Annotated in this window: 13 protein-coding genes and 1 pseudogene; 11 read left to right on the top strand and 3 right to left on the bottom strand. The window is 36.0% G+C overall.

What is annotated here, in order from left to right; all coding sequences use genetic code 11:
* Nucleotides 1–3 precede the first annotated feature (3 nt).
* The gene (locus tag AC1MGI_RS16700; protein WP_480346368.1) at nt 4–2,949 is read right to left on the bottom strand and encodes a hypothetical protein; all 2,946 of its coding nucleotides are present in this window, start codon (nt 2,947–2,949) and stop codon (nt 4–6) included.
* Nucleotides 2,942–4,255, bottom strand: a complete 1,314-nt coding sequence (locus AC1MGI_RS16695) for a hypothetical protein (RefSeq protein WP_480346366.1) — start codon at nt 4,253–4,255, stop codon at nt 2,942–2,944. Before AC1MGI_RS16695 ends, AC1MGI_RS16700 begins: the two co-directional genes overlap by 8 nt.
* A 222-nt stretch (nt 4,256–4,477) precedes the next feature.
* Between AC1MGI_RS16695 and AC1MGI_RS16690 the strand changes: the two are divergent.
* The 5 genes and pseudogenes from AC1MGI_RS16690 to AC1MGI_RS16670 form a co-directional block, all read left to right on the top strand.
* A pseudogene (locus AC1MGI_RS16690) lies at nt 4,478–6,055 on the top strand (type IA DNA topoisomerase); the annotation flags it as partial.
* Between the two features lie 670 nt (nt 6,056–6,725).
* Entirely contained in the window at nt 6,726–7,154 is a 429-nt protein-coding gene (gene mntR, locus AC1MGI_RS16685) for a transcriptional regulator MntR (RefSeq protein ID WP_403070744.1), read from the top strand.
* Nucleotides 7,155–7,513: 359 nt separating this feature from the next.
* Complete coding sequence (locus AC1MGI_RS16680; RefSeq protein WP_480346364.1) at nt 7,514–8,200, top strand: class I SAM-dependent methyltransferase; 687 nt, start codon at nt 7,514–7,516, stop codon at nt 8,198–8,200.
* Nucleotides 8,201–8,214: 14 nt separating this feature from the next.
* Nucleotides 8,215–8,907, top strand: coding sequence for an AIM24 family protein (locus AC1MGI_RS16675; RefSeq protein ID WP_062178807.1), 693 nt, complete (start codon nt 8,215–8,217; stop codon nt 8,905–8,907).
* A 65-nt stretch (nt 8,908–8,972) separates the two neighbouring features.
* Nucleotides 8,973–9,143 (top strand): hypothetical protein, encoded by a 171-nt coding sequence (locus tag AC1MGI_RS16670; protein WP_172796823.1) that lies wholly within the window; start codon nt 8,973–8,975, stop codon nt 9,141–9,143.
* 72 nt (nt 9,144–9,215) lie between these two features.
* On the opposite strand, the gene metA is transcribed toward AC1MGI_RS16670, so the two are convergent.
* Nucleotides 9,216–10,124: a homoserine O-acetyltransferase MetA gene (gene metA / locus AC1MGI_RS16665; protein ID WP_480346362.1), complete on the bottom strand. Its 909-nt coding sequence runs from the start codon at nt 10,122–10,124 to the stop codon at nt 9,216–9,218.
* Between the two features lie 334 nt (nt 10,125–10,458).
* On the opposite strand from metA, the gene AC1MGI_RS16660 reads away from it, so the two are divergent.
* The 6 genes from AC1MGI_RS16660 to AC1MGI_RS16635 all read left to right on the top strand — a co-directional run bounded on the left by AC1MGI_RS16660 (nt 10,459) and on the right by AC1MGI_RS16635 (nt 16,473).
* The gene (locus tag AC1MGI_RS16660) at nt 10,459–11,001 is read left to right on the top strand and encodes a hypothetical protein (protein WP_480346359.1); all 543 of its coding nucleotides are present in this window, start codon (nt 10,459–10,461) and stop codon (nt 10,999–11,001) included.
* A 69-nt stretch (nt 11,002–11,070) separates the two neighbouring features.
* Nucleotides 11,071–11,550 carry a glutathione peroxidase gene (locus tag AC1MGI_RS16655; protein WP_480346357.1) on the top strand — a complete coding sequence of 160 codons (480 nt, stop codon included), beginning with the start codon at nt 11,071–11,073 and terminating at the stop codon, nt 11,548–11,550.
* A 292-nt stretch (nt 11,551–11,842) separates the two neighbouring features.
* Nucleotides 11,843–12,691, top strand: a complete 849-nt coding sequence (locus tag AC1MGI_RS16650; RefSeq protein ID WP_480346356.1) for a DegV family protein — start codon at nt 11,843–11,845, stop codon at nt 12,689–12,691.
* 53 nt (nt 12,692–12,744) lie between these two features.
* Complete coding sequence (locus tag AC1MGI_RS16645) at nt 12,745–13,362, top strand: HD domain-containing protein (protein WP_480346354.1); 618 nt, start codon at nt 12,745–12,747, stop codon at nt 13,360–13,362.
* Nucleotides 13,359–15,236, top strand: a complete 1,878-nt coding sequence (locus AC1MGI_RS16640; protein WP_480346352.1) for an ABC-F family ATP-binding cassette domain-containing protein — start codon at nt 13,359–13,361, stop codon at nt 15,234–15,236. The genes AC1MGI_RS16645 and AC1MGI_RS16640 overlap by 4 nt, the downstream gene beginning before the upstream one ends.
* A 103-nt stretch (nt 15,237–15,339) precedes the next feature.
* A complete protein-coding gene (locus AC1MGI_RS16635) occupies nt 15,340–16,473 on the top strand; it encodes a conserved virulence factor C family protein (protein ID WP_480346350.1) in 1,134 nt (377 codons plus the stop codon).
* Nucleotides 16,474–16,612: the final 139 nt, after the last annotated feature.

The following is a 16,612-nucleotide window of genomic DNA, read 5'->3' as shown; positions in this document are numbered from 1 at the left end:
TTTTCAACCTCCTTTTATTGTCATGAATTCATACGGACTAGGTAATGATCTGATTTGTTCTTTTAAATCCTCATAGTCTATCTTAATAAAAGCACTTAATATTTCCTCACCAAACTTCTGCTTAGCATTGCTTAAAATTAGTAGGTCGGAGATCAACAAATTTGAAATTCTTACTTTTTCTCCCTGATACATAGAATTATTGTGTATTTCCTGGTACTCCTTAATTCGCTTCAACATGTTTCCTCCAATTTGGGTTAACGCGTAAAAATGTGGAACAGCAAAAGGACACCGGTTGCAATCTCGTTCTAAAAATACACATTTTCCAAATATGCATTGATAATTTGCTTCTTTGGCAGGAAGCTGTCCAAGATTTAATAAAAGCATTTTTTCCTGAAGTTCTTTCTCAGAATGTTCATTTAGATAATGAAGTAGATCTTCATCTTCTTGATCAAGAATATTAATATACCTAGCTAAGTTTTCTATTTTATAAATATCCCCAAACACCTTTTTTATTATGGCTGTTTTTTTCATTATATTATCTGTATTTTTACTAGGTGTCTCAAGTAAGGCTTTTGTAAATAAGTCATAAGTATATCCGAAGTAGCCTTTATTAAATAGCTGGCTTGCAATATAATCTAAATGTTCTTGTGGTATATTGATGTAGGAATTAGTTGTATCAAGATCTGAGTGATTACGAATAAACTTTGAAATTTCTAATGGATTTCTATTTGTTTTTTTCTTTATTACATCGCTCATTAGTCCAATTAAGGTGCGATTCATCTTCAATGAACTAAATTTGAAGTTTTCTTTATAATTTTCAAAAAATGAATCATGTGTACCCTTAAGCATTTCATTTCTTTCATTCTTAAAGTCAATCAAGTATTGTTTATGTGATTTAAACATTCTTGTTCTTAATTCACTTAATATTAGTGCGTTAGCTAGTGGATATAATAGTTCTTCTGAACAAAAAAAGTAATTTGTTTTCTGGTTTTTGGAATGCTTTAAAGCCTGCAATTTACTTGAAAGTTGAACAACTATATACTTTGCATCGTCCATGCTTAAATCATTTTTCTCCAAATCTGAGGTAGTTAAAATATTATCTGGTAATTCAAGTCGTGGAATTTTATAAGCGAAATCGGCTGACCGCCATCCGTTATTCATGTGAAGTAAAACGTATAACCAAGCAGAATCGTATTTTTTATATTTTTTTAGGTCACAAAGGCCAACATGTATATCTTTAATGGCTTTGTGCTTATGTAGGTCAACATTACCTACATAATCTAGTAAATCGATAAACTGAGTAGGGGAGTACACTTCCTTATTACTAACCTTCTTTTTTCTTTTTTCTTCATTTGGGTTTTTAATTTTGTTTAAGTCAATTATATTAAAAGGCATTTCATTGTTAATGGTATTAAAAAATGTATAAAAAGTAATTTGATACTCCTGATATATTTCTCGATTAAATAACAATAAACTTAATTCTTTTGCAGTGTAAGCGAATATTTCCTTTGTTCTAGTTACATTAGCTAATAATTCAGTTATTGCCACAAAACGAATAATTTGTTTCTTAACACTTTGTTTATTCCCCTTAGTTTTATTTAAAGTTTGCCGAACAAAAGAGACCCAATATTTTTGTGTTAAGGGAGCCTTTTCCGAAATGGTGATGTTTAATTCTGAGACCAAGCGTTCAAAAATAGGAAATGGGATAGTAACGTCAGTAGTTAAATCGGTTTTGAGTTGCTCTCTTTTTCGTTGAGTTAGATAAGGTTCAATCACTTTCCTATGGTATACGACATTTAAATATTTGAATTTTTCTTTTTTTATGATTCTAGGAACAGCTGTGGAGGTTAATTTGGTAATAGAATTTACACTTATTTCGTAGTCACGTAACTCTTTGAAGGTTATATAATCTTTCTCAAATGTATAATAAAGCTGGTCTTGGAATTCTTTAAGTTGGTTAATTTCTTTTTTTACATACCATTTAACATTATTTAAAGTATATTTTGGTGTTATATTGTTTTCATGCAGGACTGTGTGCACTTGTGTATTGGATAATCTTAAAAGCATTCTTATATCTTGTAGGGAAGTATAATTTCTAATTAGGTTCTCTTCTGAGGGAATTTCTTTTTTTATGTTGACTTCATTTTTTCTTTCTTTCAGCACTTTTTCCGTTTTCTCATTCATCATGTTTTCTTTATCATGTTTAATTCTGATGTAGTCATAAACCACTTTTTTTGAAAAAACTACGTGTGTTTTTTTAAAACGTTTGAACTTAATAAGAGAAGGGAGTGCTTCAATAACCAAATTGTACTTCTTTATCGTATGACTGCTAATCATTTTAACATTCAATAATTTACTAGCTTCTTTATAGGTCATGTAGTTTTGATCATAATAGCTATAAAGATTTTCACGTTTTTTAAGTAAAGAGTCAATTTTAGCCTTACTCCATCGTGAGCCTTTTCCATCAACATTATTTACGATCGGTTCAATATCATGTTTCTTTAAGAAACTTTTGACATCACTAGTTCTGATTTGGAATAGTTGTATAACTTCATTTGAGGTATAGCAATGTGCTACCTTAATTAATTCTCTTTTTTCAATTCTTTTATTAAGTGAACTTTGTAAATAAACCATTTTTCTTTTATAAAATTTTTTTATCCTAATGAGGACTGGCAATTCTGTTGGATCAGACAGACTTAGGTCATGGATGCTAGCTCCAAGCTCTTTAGCTTCTTCGTAAAGAAGGTAGTTGGCTTCATAATGTTGATAAAGCTCAATTTGTTTTGCGAGCAGGAATTCAACGTCAGTTGCCTTGTAATACTCAATGTTTTGGGCATCTTTTAAAACTGGACGAATATTATTTTCGTCCAATATTTTTACTATTTTTTTCATGTAAGAAATATCTAGTAATCGGGATATTTCATATCTTGGATATAATTTCTTATTCATAACCTTCGGTGTTCACCTCTTTCCATTTATCTAAATAAGGTGTATCAATTATTGAGGTTCTATTATCATAAGCATCACGAATATTGTTTATGGCAACTTTCATATTTTCAATAGCTGTTTTTTCGTCAACATAGGCTAGGGCAGAATTGATATCTTTATCCCCTCGTGCAATCGCTATTTGGGTGGTATTAAGTCCAAGATCCAACAGAAAGTTAGTGAATACCCCTCTACCGATATGAGTAGACCAATTATTCTTGGCTAAAAGTAGGTAGTCATTTATATTTTCCTCAGTACTTAAGGTTTTTAAAAAGGCTTTTTTCACTTTCATAAATTTCGTGTGATATTGCTTTCCTGTTATAGGCAATCCAGTACGGTCGGATACGAATAAGGAATGTGGATTTAGAAGGACTCCTGTTTCTTCTATGCTTTCTAGTTTATTGAGGTGTTCTTTGTAAATGTTCACCATTAGGTTATTCATTAATAGAGATTGATTTCTTTGGGTCTTCACCTGAATGTGGGATGTGTTTTTTATGTTAGGGAAGAGTTCTTTTTGATTATCCCTTATCTCTAAGGTCAGTCCATTACCTTGATCTATGACACTTTGCCGTGTTAAATTAACAACTTCTGATCGTCTAAGTCCGCCAAAGAACTGAAAACAGATTCCCAATACAATGTCTGGTGCAATACTTCTTGCAATATTAATAAATTTTACTGTAAGGTAATACCTATTCACCCCAAAATCAGATAACATACTTTTTACTCTTTCATCCTTTCCTGCGAAAATAGTCTCTAGCTCTATATCATCAAAAGGGTTAACCTCAACTAATTGCTTATGTCGGCCACGTTTAATAGATGTGTACGCTACTTCAAAATCCTCAATGATAATATTTTGTAGCTTTAGCCAATAATAAAATTTAATTATATATCTCATTTGATCGTTAACATATTCTGGAGATAGTTCTCCAGTTCTTGCTCGTAAAGATAAACTAGATATGTATTGCGAGCCATGTATTAATCCTAACCCACTTATCCCCTTATTTTCTAAATGCATAAAATGACTGTTTTCATTTTTTATCTGACTTATTATGTAGTTTAAAAACCTTGTAACTGCATAGGCGCTATTTCGTTGGCTACTTAAAGACTTGCCTTTATTTCGATACATTGTTTTAATGAAATTGGTTATAGGAGATGGAATAATGTTCTTAGTTTTATGACTTCTCATTCCGATTCCAATTGTTGTTATGTCTTCTTCAATTCCTCCACTGGTTTTATAAATTTTGAATTCCCTAACAACATATATATCCATAAAAAACTCCTTCTTTCTTTCATACTGTCTAATTTCCCAAACTGTCCAGTAAATGAGTTATAATTTAACTTGAAAGGTATTTAATAAATGTTATTACTTTTACATTATAACCCAATAAAGTTAATTTTGGGTATAATATTATAACTAGCAAAATATTTATATCTAGTATGTTTAGCGTCTATTTATTAAAATAGAATAGAAATTTACCCGAAAAAGGTTATACAAGTGCAAACGCCAACGCTTGCTTTAATTGTGAAAAGGGAAAACGAAATTGAACAATTTGTCTCAAAGCCTTTTTGGGAAGTGCTTGCTGATTTTAATATGGAAGGCCGAAACTATCAGGGGAAATGGCATAAGAATCAAGAGACTCGTATAGACGATAAGGAAATGGCTGAGAAAATTGCAGCATTTTGTAAGGGAAAAGATGCGAAAATCACGGATATGGTAACAGAACGCAAAGAATTTCTGCCACCGCTACTATTCAATTTGTCTGCATTACAGGCAACTGCCAATAAAATGTATAAATTCCCACCAAAAAAAACGCTTGATGTTTTACAAAGCCTTTATCAGAAAGGCATCGTATCCTATCCTAGATCAGACTCCAATTATGTAACAAAGGGAGAAGCGGAAACCTTTCCAGATATCATGGCTAAATTGAGTACGTTTGCCGACTATTCGCCATACTTTCCACTGCCACAGTCATCAATTCTCCATAACAAGCGCTTTGTCAATGAAAAAAAAGTGACCGATCATTATGCTATTATTCCAACAGAACAAGTGACAGATCCTGCCCGTTTGTCTGATGACGAAAGAAAAATGTACGATTTAGTTGTTAAAAGATTAATCGCTGCTCATTATGATAAAGCAATTTTTGATTATACGACGATAACGACAATGGTTGATCAACGGGCTGAATTTGTCTCCAAGGGGAAGCAGAAAATTCAAGAAGGTTGGCGGAAGGTCATTTTTCATAATGAGAAAGAAGACGAGGATGTATTGCTTCCGAATGTTGAAAAAGAAGATACAGGCAAAGTAGTGAAATGTAAGGTGAAAGAAGGAAAAACACAGCCACCTAAGCGTTATACCGAGGGTCAGCTGATTACGCTTATGAAAACTGCAGGAAAGCATCTTGACAATGAGCAGCTTGAAAAAGTATTAATGAAAACAGAAGGCCTTGGAACAGAGGCAACAAGAGCTGGGATTATTACGATGCTAAAGGATCGAAAGTATATTACGGTTCAAAAAAACCAAGTCTTTGCGACAGATAAAGGGAAAGTGTTAATTGAAGCAATCGGTGAAAAAATTCTTGCATCACCAGAAATGACAGCGAAATGGGAACAACGTCTCAGAGAAATAGGCGAAGGCAAAGCATCTGCAGGAACATTTATGGAAGCTGTAAAGAAATTATCATCGAAAATCATTACTGACGCAATAGAAGCTTCAAATGAATGGGATTTCTCTCAATTTGACACAGAATCGATTCAACGAAAGTCTTCGAAACGAAAGGGTTCTGCATCACTTGGCCCATGTAAATTATGCGATGGAAAAGTAGTCGATAAAGGTAATTTCTACGGTTGCACAAATTATTCGACAACGAAGTGCACATTTACCGTTTCGAAAAAAATCCTTAATAAAAACATTACGCAGGTAACCTTGAAAAGATTATTAAAATCAGGGGAAACGGATGTGATTGAAGGATTTGAAAAAGGGGACAAAACATTTCATGCAGCCTTGGTTTGGGATGAACAGTCAAAGAAAATCAACTGGAAGTTTCCGAAAGAAACGAATGTATACGAGTAAAGTCTTTTGCTTTGTACTTGTTTAAGTAAGTTTAATATAGTAGAATTTTTTGTATATGTATAAAGCGAAACTTCAATCAGTGGGGGTCTTTATCTCCCGCTGATTGTTAGTCCTATTCTACTGTCGCTAAGATCGCAGACAGTATGAACCCGATTCAATGAATCACAGACTAAGTACGCCGCGTCCTCATGTCTTCGTCTGTGTGACCCACATCCTGTGGGCCTCAACTAAACACTGAAGATCACCACAGCGGTAAGTTTTTTCACTGTATCTCACCAATCGGGCTTTTACGGGCAGTTATCCCCCACCTAGGCTTCTTCGATTCCTCTTAAGCCTTGAGGTGGGGGAACTGTCCGTTAATGCGGGATAAAATTTTTCATACATTTTAGAGTCTAACCTTATACATGTCACACTCGCTATCGTCGGGTGCGTGTTTTCTTGGCTTATAAGTTATGGTAGAATAACTAGCTTTTTGTGCCGAGGACCTGTGACCGTTTTTCTTGATGGATAAGAAAGTATAAGGTTTTTCAATGAGTTTTGGCGAAAGCATCCTACTATCTCGATTAGGGTTACATAGGACGTACGAACTTCGGCGATCGCCACAGCATGAGGTGGAACTTAGTCGAAGTTCTTTATTTGGCGCTTTTCTTATGAATGGGAGGATTAATAAATGCCTACACCGAGTATGGAGGATTATATTGAGCAAATCTATTTATTAATAGAAGAAAAAGGATATGCTCGGGTTTCTGATATTGCAGAAAACCTGTCTGTTCATCCTTCCTCAGTTACGAAAATGGTACAAAAACTTGACCAAGAAAAATATCTAGTTTATGAAAAATATCGCGGGCTTGTGCTAACCGCTAATGGAAAAAAAGTAGGGAAACGGCTTGTGTTTCGCCATGATCTGCTAGAACAATTGTTGCAGATTATTGGGGTAAAAGAAGAAAATATTTATCAAGATGTTGAAGGAATTGAACATCATTTAAGTTGGGATTCCATCGATCGAATTGGTGATCTAGTCGAATATTTTCAAGAAGTTCCAGAACGAATAGAGCAACTAAGAGCCATACAAAAGAAAAATGAAGACGTAGAAAAATAAGAATGGTTTAGAGGGCCTGACCTCGCACTTTACACATAGTATATTTAAGTTTACTACAAAACTTATGCTGTAATCGTAATTGCGAAGTCAGGTTTTTTGTGCTTAAACCGTCTTTCCGTGGAAAAGGGGCGGGGCTTCTAAAAAATCAGCTGCACACCGCCATCTTCATAAGGTGATACAATTTGAGAACCTGAACCGCTTTAGAGCAGACGCTCATGGATGTTTTTATAAATAAATAATAGAATATACTGAAACCTTTTTCAACCATTATCGTAAATATAAATAGCTAATTTCATTTGCAGACGTGCAATAAATTCAGCAAAATACTTAGATACAGTTAAAGAGATGAGGTGTGAAACATGACTATACATAATTGGCTTTTAGATGCCGAGAAACAATGGAATCAATTTGCACTTGATTGGTCAAAAAAATCACAAGAAATGTGGGAAACGGGAAGTAGGCAGACCATCATACCTTTCTTTAAAGAACATGTTCCATTTGGGGCAAAAGTAGCTGATTTAGGTTGTGGAGATGGGTATGGATCGTTTAAACTTGCAAGTCAGGCTTTTCATGTTACTGGTCTTGATTTATCCTCTGAAATGATTGAAATCGCTCAATCAAAGATACTTGGAATTGAACATATATCATTTGTTCAAGGTGACTTAGCAAAGCTTCCATTCTTGAATCAAGAATATGATGCCATTATGGCGATAAACTCGCTAGAATGGACCGAAAATCCAGTACTTGCCCTAAAAGAAATGCATCGTGTTGTAAAGCAAGGCGGTTACGGCTGTATAGGTATATTGGGACCAACTGCTATGCCAAGAAAGAAGCATAGCTATCCTAAAATCCTTGGGGAAGACGTAATTATAAATACTTTGCAATCATGGGATCTGGAAAAATTAGCTACGGAAAACGGTTGGGAAATCATAGCGGAAAAAGGAATTCCGAAGCGTGGAGTGGACTTTACAAAACTTGATTACTTAGAAAAAGATTCACAGCAATCGCTTTCATTCATATGGGTATTTATGTTTAGAAAAAAATAATGGAGCTGATTAGTATGGAAAAATACAGAATAGATCAATTCATTAATCAAACGAAACAAGAAGATAAAGGGCAGGGTTTGTTTGAATTGGAAACACCAAGAATTCTTGAAATTAACCTTGAAAGCCAAATTTGGGCAAAGATGGGATCGATGATTTCCTATCGAGGTAACATAAAGTTTGAACGTGAAGGCATTCTTGAACATGGGATTGGCAAGCTCTTTAAGAAGGCATTTACGGGCGAAGGGGCTCCGCTTATGAAAGCTACAGGGCAGGGTAAACTATATGTTGCCGATCAAGGTAAGAAAATCTCTATTTTGAATTTATATAATGAATCAGTTACTGTGAATGGTAATGACTTACTTGCATTTGAACCTAGTATTGACTGGGATATTAAGCTAATGCGTAAGGTTGCTGGTTTGATGGCAGGCGGTCTTTTTAACGTTACGTTGAAAGGTACCGGAATGGTAGCCTTCACGTCTCATTATGAACCTCTTACTCTACTAGTTGAACCAGGAAATCCAGTGTATACAGATCCAAATGCAACTGTTGCTTGGTCTGGGCACCTCGAGCCAGAGTTTGTCACAGATGTTTCACTTAAATCATTTTTTGGGCGAGCAAGTGGTGAATCGATTCAAATGAAATTTCAAGGAAATGGCTTCGTTGTCGTACAGCCTTTTGAGGAAGTATATCTTTCGCAACAAAGCTAATAGAAGGTATAAGACTATCTTTCCTCTTTCTATGGTATAATGAGTTTAGAGAGGGAGTGTGGACGGTGTCCAATAAGAATAAATTCCAACCAGGCGAAGTTGTCAACCTTGGAGAAACTGGTGAAGAAGTAACAATTATGAAGTGGCAATATGTTCCAAATATGAAAAAGTATACGTATGTAATCAAAGAAAAGCCGTCAACTTTTTACTTTGAGGAAGAACTTACAAAAATATGATGTAATGGATAGGAGACCAACTTTTAAACGAGTTGGTCTCTTTTAGCATGAGATTAATGAGGTATTATTACCTTAATCCCATTCATAAGGTGTTTCTTGGTATACATAATAATTGAGCCAATTTGAAAATAAAAGACTGCTATGGCTTTTCCAGCGATGAAGTGGGGTCTTTTCGGGATTGTCGTCTGGATAATAATTCTCAGGGAGATCCGTTAGAAGACCTTTTGCCTTATCACGTGTATATTCTTGTCCTAATGTGTCGGCATCATATTCAAGATGTCCTGTAATCATAATTCTTCTACCATCTTTTGATGCGAGCAGCAAGATCCCCGCTTGGTCTGATTGGGCAAGTACGATCAGCTCTTCTTGAGTCAACAATTGATCAAGATTAATGTCCGTGTACCTGGAATGTGGAGCCAAGAATTGATCATCAAAGCCGCGAACAAGCCGCTCGTTAGGCTGAAGAACATGATGTGGAAAAATACCAAAACATTTCTTTGGTAACTCGTGTTTGTTAATTCCATAATGATGATATAGGGCTGATTGTGCACCCCAGCATATATGTAAGGTTGACGTAACATGTTTGGTTGTCCAATCCATAATTTCTTGAAGCTCTTCCCAATAATCTACTTCCTCAAATTCCAACTTTTCAACGGGTGCACCCGTAATAATCATCCCGTCAAATTTATTGTTTTTCACCTCCGAAAAAGGCTTATAAAATTGATCTAAATGAAGCTTACTTGTGTTTTTTGCTTCATGCGAGATTAATCGTAAAAATGAAACATTCACTTGAATCGGTGTGTTTCCCAAAAAACGAAGAATTTGAGCTTCCGTTTTTTCTTTCTCCGGCATTAAATTCAAGATAAGTATATTTAATGGACGAATGTCCTGCTTGGTTGCCAGTTCATCTTCCATTACAAAAATATTCTCCTGCTCGAGAATTTGTTTGGCGGGTAATAAACCCGGAATTTTTATAGGCAATTCATATCCTCCTTCACGGTTTTATTAGAATTAGAAAATTCTAATAAAACTTATTATATAGAAGTTTCAGTAATAAGGCACCATTTTTTGTCTAAAATGAACCTAATGATTGCATAATGATGGGAACATCGCCTGTATGAAGTGTTAAAATAACACCCATTACGAAAGGATCGGCTATATATTGTTTAAAATCCTCACTGATTGATGTTTCACTTTAAAGACGTGTATATGACACGATAAACGGGGGATAGAGTGTGAGGCCATTCGCTTTTGGGACAAACGTGTCCTATGGTAAAATATGAAGCTAAGAAAAAAATTAATCAAGAGGTGTGTTATGGTATTTGATCCTACTGCATTTGATAATATGAAAGTTATAGTTGAAGGAGCGGTATATGACCGAGATTTAGACGGTGATATCCTTGTGACGAATCGAAAAGATTTAGTGAACCTTGCAGATTTGTCACGAGAGTTCAGTATGGAGATGGAGTTAAAACATGTACATACAAGAAAAAAGGTCCTCGCTGGAATAAAGTTGATTTCGAAATTAGAAAACCTTAGTGCTGAATTGCTGCCCCAATCCAATCATGAATCTGCTTCAGGGTCAATCCTAAAAGTTATGGTCGCAATCCAAGATAAGCTGGATGAAATTCAAACTCAACAATTAATGAATGTCCTTACCCGTATTTGGGGTGAAACTCGTCTCATTGAAAAAACGGAATCCGAAACGAAAAATAATCTAGAAAAGCAAATTCTCTATACAACGAAATGTACCATTTCTTTTGGAAGGCTAATTAAAGAAGAACAGATAGATGATCTTGTGGAAATTGTCGATTATGTAATTGAAACGTTGGAGCAATTAGAACCTATATTCAAGTAAAACGTAAAAATGGGAAAGTTAGCATGAAATGATATACAATATATCTACTAGTCAAAGGAGTGACCTTGTATGTCTATTTATCAATTTGATGTTAAAAAAATAAATGGTGAACATATATCAATGGGGGAATTCGAAGGGAAAGTAGTCATCATTGTTAATACGGCAAGTAAATGCGGTTTTGCGCCGCAATACGATGAACTACAGGCGTTATACGAGCAATATCATGATGACGGCTTGGTCATACTCGGTTTCCCATGTAATCAATTTCTCTCACAAGAGCCTGGCGATAATCTTCAAATTGATTCGTACTGTAAATTAAATCATGGCATCACATTCCCGATGTTTGCTAAAATTGATGTGAACGGTAAAAATGCCCATCCTATGTTTCAATATTTAACCGAACATGCTCCTGGTATGCTCGGTTCAAAGGGTATCAAGTGGAATTTCACAAAATTTTTACTAGACCGTAATGGAAATATTATCAGCAGATACGCTCCACAAACAAAGCCTAAGGTACTAGAAGACGAAATAAAGACACTTCTCTATTGAAACCGAGTAAATAGGAAATTTAAAATAGCCTGATTCCCAATCCATCTGATCAATACGTTGATTGAGATTTCTGAGAATTAGGCTTTTTATCCCGCAGCGTCGCTTTACCTATGATGTGCGGAGGTATTAGCGATACTAGAACGGTACTAACAACCAGTGGGGGATGGGAAGAATCCCCTACTGATTGAAGTTTCACTTTAGGGGAATGGCCTATTTTCGATAAAAGCAAATGTTCATTCCTGTTCCATCATATAATTAGAAAACGATTACATACATGTGGAGGGCATTCAGAATGACTAAACGTATAGCCTGGGTGATGGACAGTACTGGTTACTTGGATGACGAATTACAGAAAAATGATGATATCTATATCGTCCCGATGGTTGTCATAATGAAGGGAAAAGAGTATCGAGATGGAATTGATATTGTACCAAAAGAACTTTATCGTGTGATGGAAGAAGAAAAGGTGGTAGTGACAACGTCTCAGCCTTCTATTGGAACCTTTATGGAATTGTATCAGTCACTTGAAGAGAGGTATGATTGTGTCATTTCCGTTCATTTATCGGGAAGCTTAAGTGGAACGGTTGCTGCAAGTAGGCAAGCAGCTGAAATGGTTTCAATTCCTGTTTATGTATTCGATTCACTTGTCATTTCTTATCCATTGACAATGGTGTTGAGAAAAATCATGAGTAATATCGAAAACGGAATGGAGGTCAGTGATGCATTACGGGAAGCTGAGAAATATAGTGAGAGCAATGAGACGTATGTATTAATAGGATCACTCGACCAGCTTCATAGAAGTGGTAGGCTTTCTGGTACTCAATATCTGCTCGGCAGTATGTTGAACTTCAAACCAATTATTTCGATTGAAAATGGCATGCTTGCGACGATAGCAAAAGTGAGAAGCGAGAAAAAAGCAGAAGCGCGGATTTTTGATCTATTTAAAAAAGCGTATAACTCCAAAAAACTGAAGGAATGCTGTTTATTATTTGGTGCATCGCCTTCGCAGACTGACAAATGGCGTGACGTCATTCATGATATCGATTCAAGCATTATCATCCATGTCTCCCCAATAGGCAGCGCCGTTGGTGTTCATGCAGGTCCAAAGACTCTTGGATTATCTTGGTTTAATGAAGAATGACCAAAGCGTTCCAGCATGATACAATATGAAAGAAAAAGACCAGGGAGTGCACGATGAATAAAGATCTAATTGAATTGGCTGAAATCTTTGTGAAGAATAGGTTTGGAAATGACACAACAGGACATGATTGGTTCCATACAGACAGGGTACGAAAAATGGCCTTGCATATTGCATTTGAAGAGCAAAGGGGTCATGTACCTACAATTGAATTAGCTGCATTATTACATGATATACCTGATCGTAAATTAAATGAATCTGAAGGAGATGGCTGGCGCATATTAAATGATTGGTTTCTTCATTCCAAAATTGAGAAGCAGACCATCAACGAGGTAACGGCCATCATTGATTCTATTTCGTATAGTAAAGGACAATCCAGACTACCTTCCATTGAAGCAAAAATTGTGCAAGATGCCGATCGGTTGGACGCAATTGGTGCAATTGGAATAGCAAGAACATTTGCGTATGGTGGAAGTGTAGGCAATCCAATCCATCATCCAGATTTAGATACAATCGAGGCAAAGCAATCAACGATCCAGCATTTTTATGATAAATTATTGAAGATAGCGGATCAATTACATACAAACACAGCAAAAGAATTGGCAAAAAAGCGAAATCAGTATATGCAGGAATTTTTACAGCAATTTTATATAGAATGGGATGTACAAATATGAAAGTTTTTGCAATGGAAAACGTAACAAAAATGCAAGGTGAAAAATTAGTCTTTGAAGACCTTTCTTTTTCAATTTCTGAAGGCAATAAAATTGGTATTATCGGTGTAAATGGAACAGGAAAATCAACACTTTTAAATATCATCGCTGGACTTGAGGAACCTGACACTGGGAAAAAGGATCACCCTAACGACTACTCCATTTCATACTTATCTCAGGATCCAGATTTTCCTAGCGGTGTTACCATTATGGATTTCCTTTATGAAAGTGACTACCCTGTTTTTAAAGTCATTAAAGACTATGAAAACACGCTACAAAAATTGCAAAATGATTCGGATAATACCGAGCTACAGAACAGGTTATTAAAGCAACAACAGGAAATGGATGCATTAAACGCATGGGATACAAGTGCTGACGCTAGAACGATTTTAACAAAGCTCGGACTCCCTGATTTTTCAAGGAAATTAGATGAGCTGTCAGGTGGGCAAAAAAAACGGGCAGCTTTAGCGAAAACGTTAATTGAAACAACCGATATGCTTATTCTTGATGAACCAACGAACCACCTTGACTACGATAGCATTAAATGGTTACAGGAATATTTAATGAAATCGAAGCGTGCCGCTCTCTTTGTAACCCATGATCGTTATTTCCTTGATACGGTAGCGGATAAAATCTGGGAGCTTAGCGGTGGCAGCCTATTTGAATACACAGGAAATTATGGAGATTTTCTAGAAGCAAAAGCAATCCGAGAAGAAAATGAAGGCATTGAACGAAGCAAAAAGGAAAGCTTATTCAAAAAGGAACTGGCTTGGATAAGAAAAGGCGCAAAAGCGAGAACAACGAAGCAAAAAGCAAGAATTCAACGCTTTGAAACCCTCGAATCGGATGTGCAAAATAAATCGCAGCAAGAGTCTCTTGATATCGAATTAAGCGGGGCACGCTTAGGGAAAAAAGTGTTGGAGCTTGAGTCCATCTCGAAGTCATACGGCAATCACACGATCCTACATAACTTCTCCTATTTATTTAAACGAGGAGATAGAATTGGCATCGTCGGTCAAAATGGAACAGGAAAGTCGACGTTGCTTAATATTTTGGCAGGTAGAGTAAACATAGATTCTGGTGTGATTGAAACAGGGCAAACTGTGAAAATCGGCTACTATACACAGGAAAGTGAAGATATGGACGATAGTAAGCGGATGATTGAATATATTCGCGAGACAGCCGAATCGATTGCCTTGAAGGATGGAACCTATATATCTGCTGCTCAAATGCTCGAGCGATTTCTTTTTCCACTACACACTCACGGTACACCAATCCGAAAGCTTTCAGGCGGAGAAAAACGAAGACTTTATTTATTGAAGATACTAATGTCGGCACCGAATGTCTTGCTTTTGGATGAGCCGACCAATGATCTCGATACTCAGACATTAACCGTACTTGAAGATTATTTGGAGACATTCCCTGGCGTAGTCGTCACTGTTTCACATGACCGTTATTTTCTTGATAAAGCATGCTCCCAGCTGTTTGTTTTCAAAGGAAATGCTGTTGTCAGTCATTATTACGGTAGCTATTCTGAGTTTTTAGAAGAAAAAATAGCAGTGGAGCCTGTTGAGAAGCCAGTTGTTCAATTACAGCAACAGCGTTCTGAGAAAAAGAAAAAGAAATTGACCTACGCCGAGACGAAGGAATGGGAAGAAATTGAAGAGAAGATGGAGAAAGCCGAAGAACGTTTAACGAGTATTACCGCGGAAATGGCAACAGCAGGCAGTGACTTTGATAAACTTCGCCTCTTAATGGAAGAGGAGACGAAAGTTAAAGAAGAGCTTGATTATATGCTTGAACGATGGGAATATTTAGCGGAGAAATTAGAGGAATAAGTAGGTTAGGTATGACTAATCATTCACACTAAAAGCGTCTAAACCCTAGATTATGATAAACTATGGTCATATATTCTAAAAATATGTGCAAAGGAGCGAACGTATGAATATTATATCGATTGAACCTACACCAAGCCCAAATACGATGAAAATTAACTTAACCGAAGAGCTTCCAACTGGTAGAAGCAATAATTATAAAAAAGAGGAAGCCGAAAAAGCGCCGCAATTGATCCGCGAAATCTTAAATATCGATGGTGTTAAGGGCGTTTATCATGTTGCTGATTTCTTAGCCGTTGAGCGAAATGGTAAATATGATTGGCAAGAAATTTTGATTAAAGTTCGCCAAGTATTCGGTGAAGATACTAGCGATGAAGAAGCGGGACAGATAATTCTCGATCATTATGGAGAAGTCAATGTTTCGATTTTGCAGTTTAAAGGATTGCCATATCAAATTAAGCTTAATGATGGAAATAGTGAAAAGCGTTATGCCCTTCCGGAAAACTTTGCTCAGGCTGTTCAAGCAGCGCAAAAACAAGATGATAATGTTGTTTTGCAAAGAAAATGGAAAGACTATGGCGTCAGATACGGAGATATGGATGTAATTGGTGCAGAAGTATCTGAAGAGCTTATTGCTGCGTATCCACCAGAGCGGATAAATGAACTTGTAGCTCAAGCGAAGCAAGAGAACGACAACAAAAAAGAACTAGTAAAACGGACTAAAATCAAGCTTACTGCAGAGATGCTTGAGGATGAAAACTGGGAAAAACGCTATCAAGCACTTGAGCAAATGGAGGATCCAACTATAGATGATATTCCATTGCTAAAAAAAGCTCTGTCAGACAGTAAAGTATCCGTACGTAGAGAAGCAGTCGTATTACTAGGAATGATTGAAGATCGAAAAGTATTACCTGCTCTTTATCTTGGCTTAAATGATAAAAATCCAGCAGTGAGAAGAACGGCTGGTGATTGCTTATCTGATCTCGGATTTGCAGAAGCGATGACGGAAATGGCATCTGCCTTAAAAGATAAAAGTAAGATTGTTAGATGGCGTGCTGCAATGTTTCTCTATGAATCTGGCGATAAAAGCGTGTTATCTGCTTTAAAAGAGGCTGAAAAAGATTCTGAATTCGAAGTGGCTTTGCAAATAAAAATGGCGATTGATCGGATTGAAAATGGAGAAGAAGCAAAAGGTTCTGTTTGGAAGCAAATGACAGAAGCGAGACAGGCAGAAGAATAATATGTTGCATAGATAAATAGAAAAAGTCTCTCTCTTTTTTTATACTAACGTATAAAAAAGAGAGAGACTTTTATTATTATTTTGACATATCATGTGTTCAATTAGATTTAATTGTGTTAGAATTTTTAGAGAATACTAA

The organism is Peribacillus sp. BM1 (assembly GCF_056679975.1).
This window is presented reverse-complemented; position numbering and strand designations above follow the sequence as displayed.

What these genes read in the sequence shown, in the direction of transcription:
- AC1MGI_RS16700 (WP_480346368.1), bottom strand. Translation starts at nt 2,949, where the DNA reads ATGAATAAGAAATTATATCCAAGATATGAAATATCCCGATTACTAGAT.
- AC1MGI_RS16695 (WP_480346366.1), bottom strand. Translation starts at nt 4,255, where the DNA reads ATGGATATATATGTTGTTAGGGAATTCAAAATTTATAAAACCAGTGGA.
- mntR (WP_403070744.1), top strand. Translation starts at nt 6,726, where the DNA reads ATGCCTACACCGAGTATGGAGGATTATATTGAGCAAATCTATTTATTA.
- AC1MGI_RS16680 (WP_480346364.1), top strand. Translation starts at nt 7,514, where the DNA reads ATGACTATACATAATTGGCTTTTAGATGCCGAGAAACAATGGAATCAA.
- AC1MGI_RS16675 (WP_062178807.1), top strand. Translation starts at nt 8,215, where the DNA reads ATGGAAAAATACAGAATAGATCAATTCATTAATCAAACGAAACAAGAA.
- AC1MGI_RS16660 (WP_480346359.1), top strand. Translation starts at nt 10,459, where the DNA reads ATGGTATTTGATCCTACTGCATTTGATAATATGAAAGTTATAGTTGAA.
- AC1MGI_RS16655 (WP_480346357.1), top strand. Translation starts at nt 11,071, where the DNA reads ATGTCTATTTATCAATTTGATGTTAAAAAAATAAATGGTGAACATATA.
- AC1MGI_RS16650 (WP_480346356.1), top strand. Translation starts at nt 11,843, where the DNA reads ATGACTAAACGTATAGCCTGGGTGATGGACAGTACTGGTTACTTGGAT.
- AC1MGI_RS16645 (WP_480346354.1), top strand. Translation starts at nt 12,745, where the DNA reads ATGAATAAAGATCTAATTGAATTGGCTGAAATCTTTGTGAAGAATAGG.
- AC1MGI_RS16640 (WP_480346352.1), top strand. Translation starts at nt 13,359, where the DNA reads ATGAAAGTTTTTGCAATGGAAAACGTAACAAAAATGCAAGGTGAAAAA.
- AC1MGI_RS16635 (WP_480346350.1), top strand. Translation starts at nt 15,340, where the DNA reads ATGAATATTATATCGATTGAACCTACACCAAGCCCAAATACGATGAAA.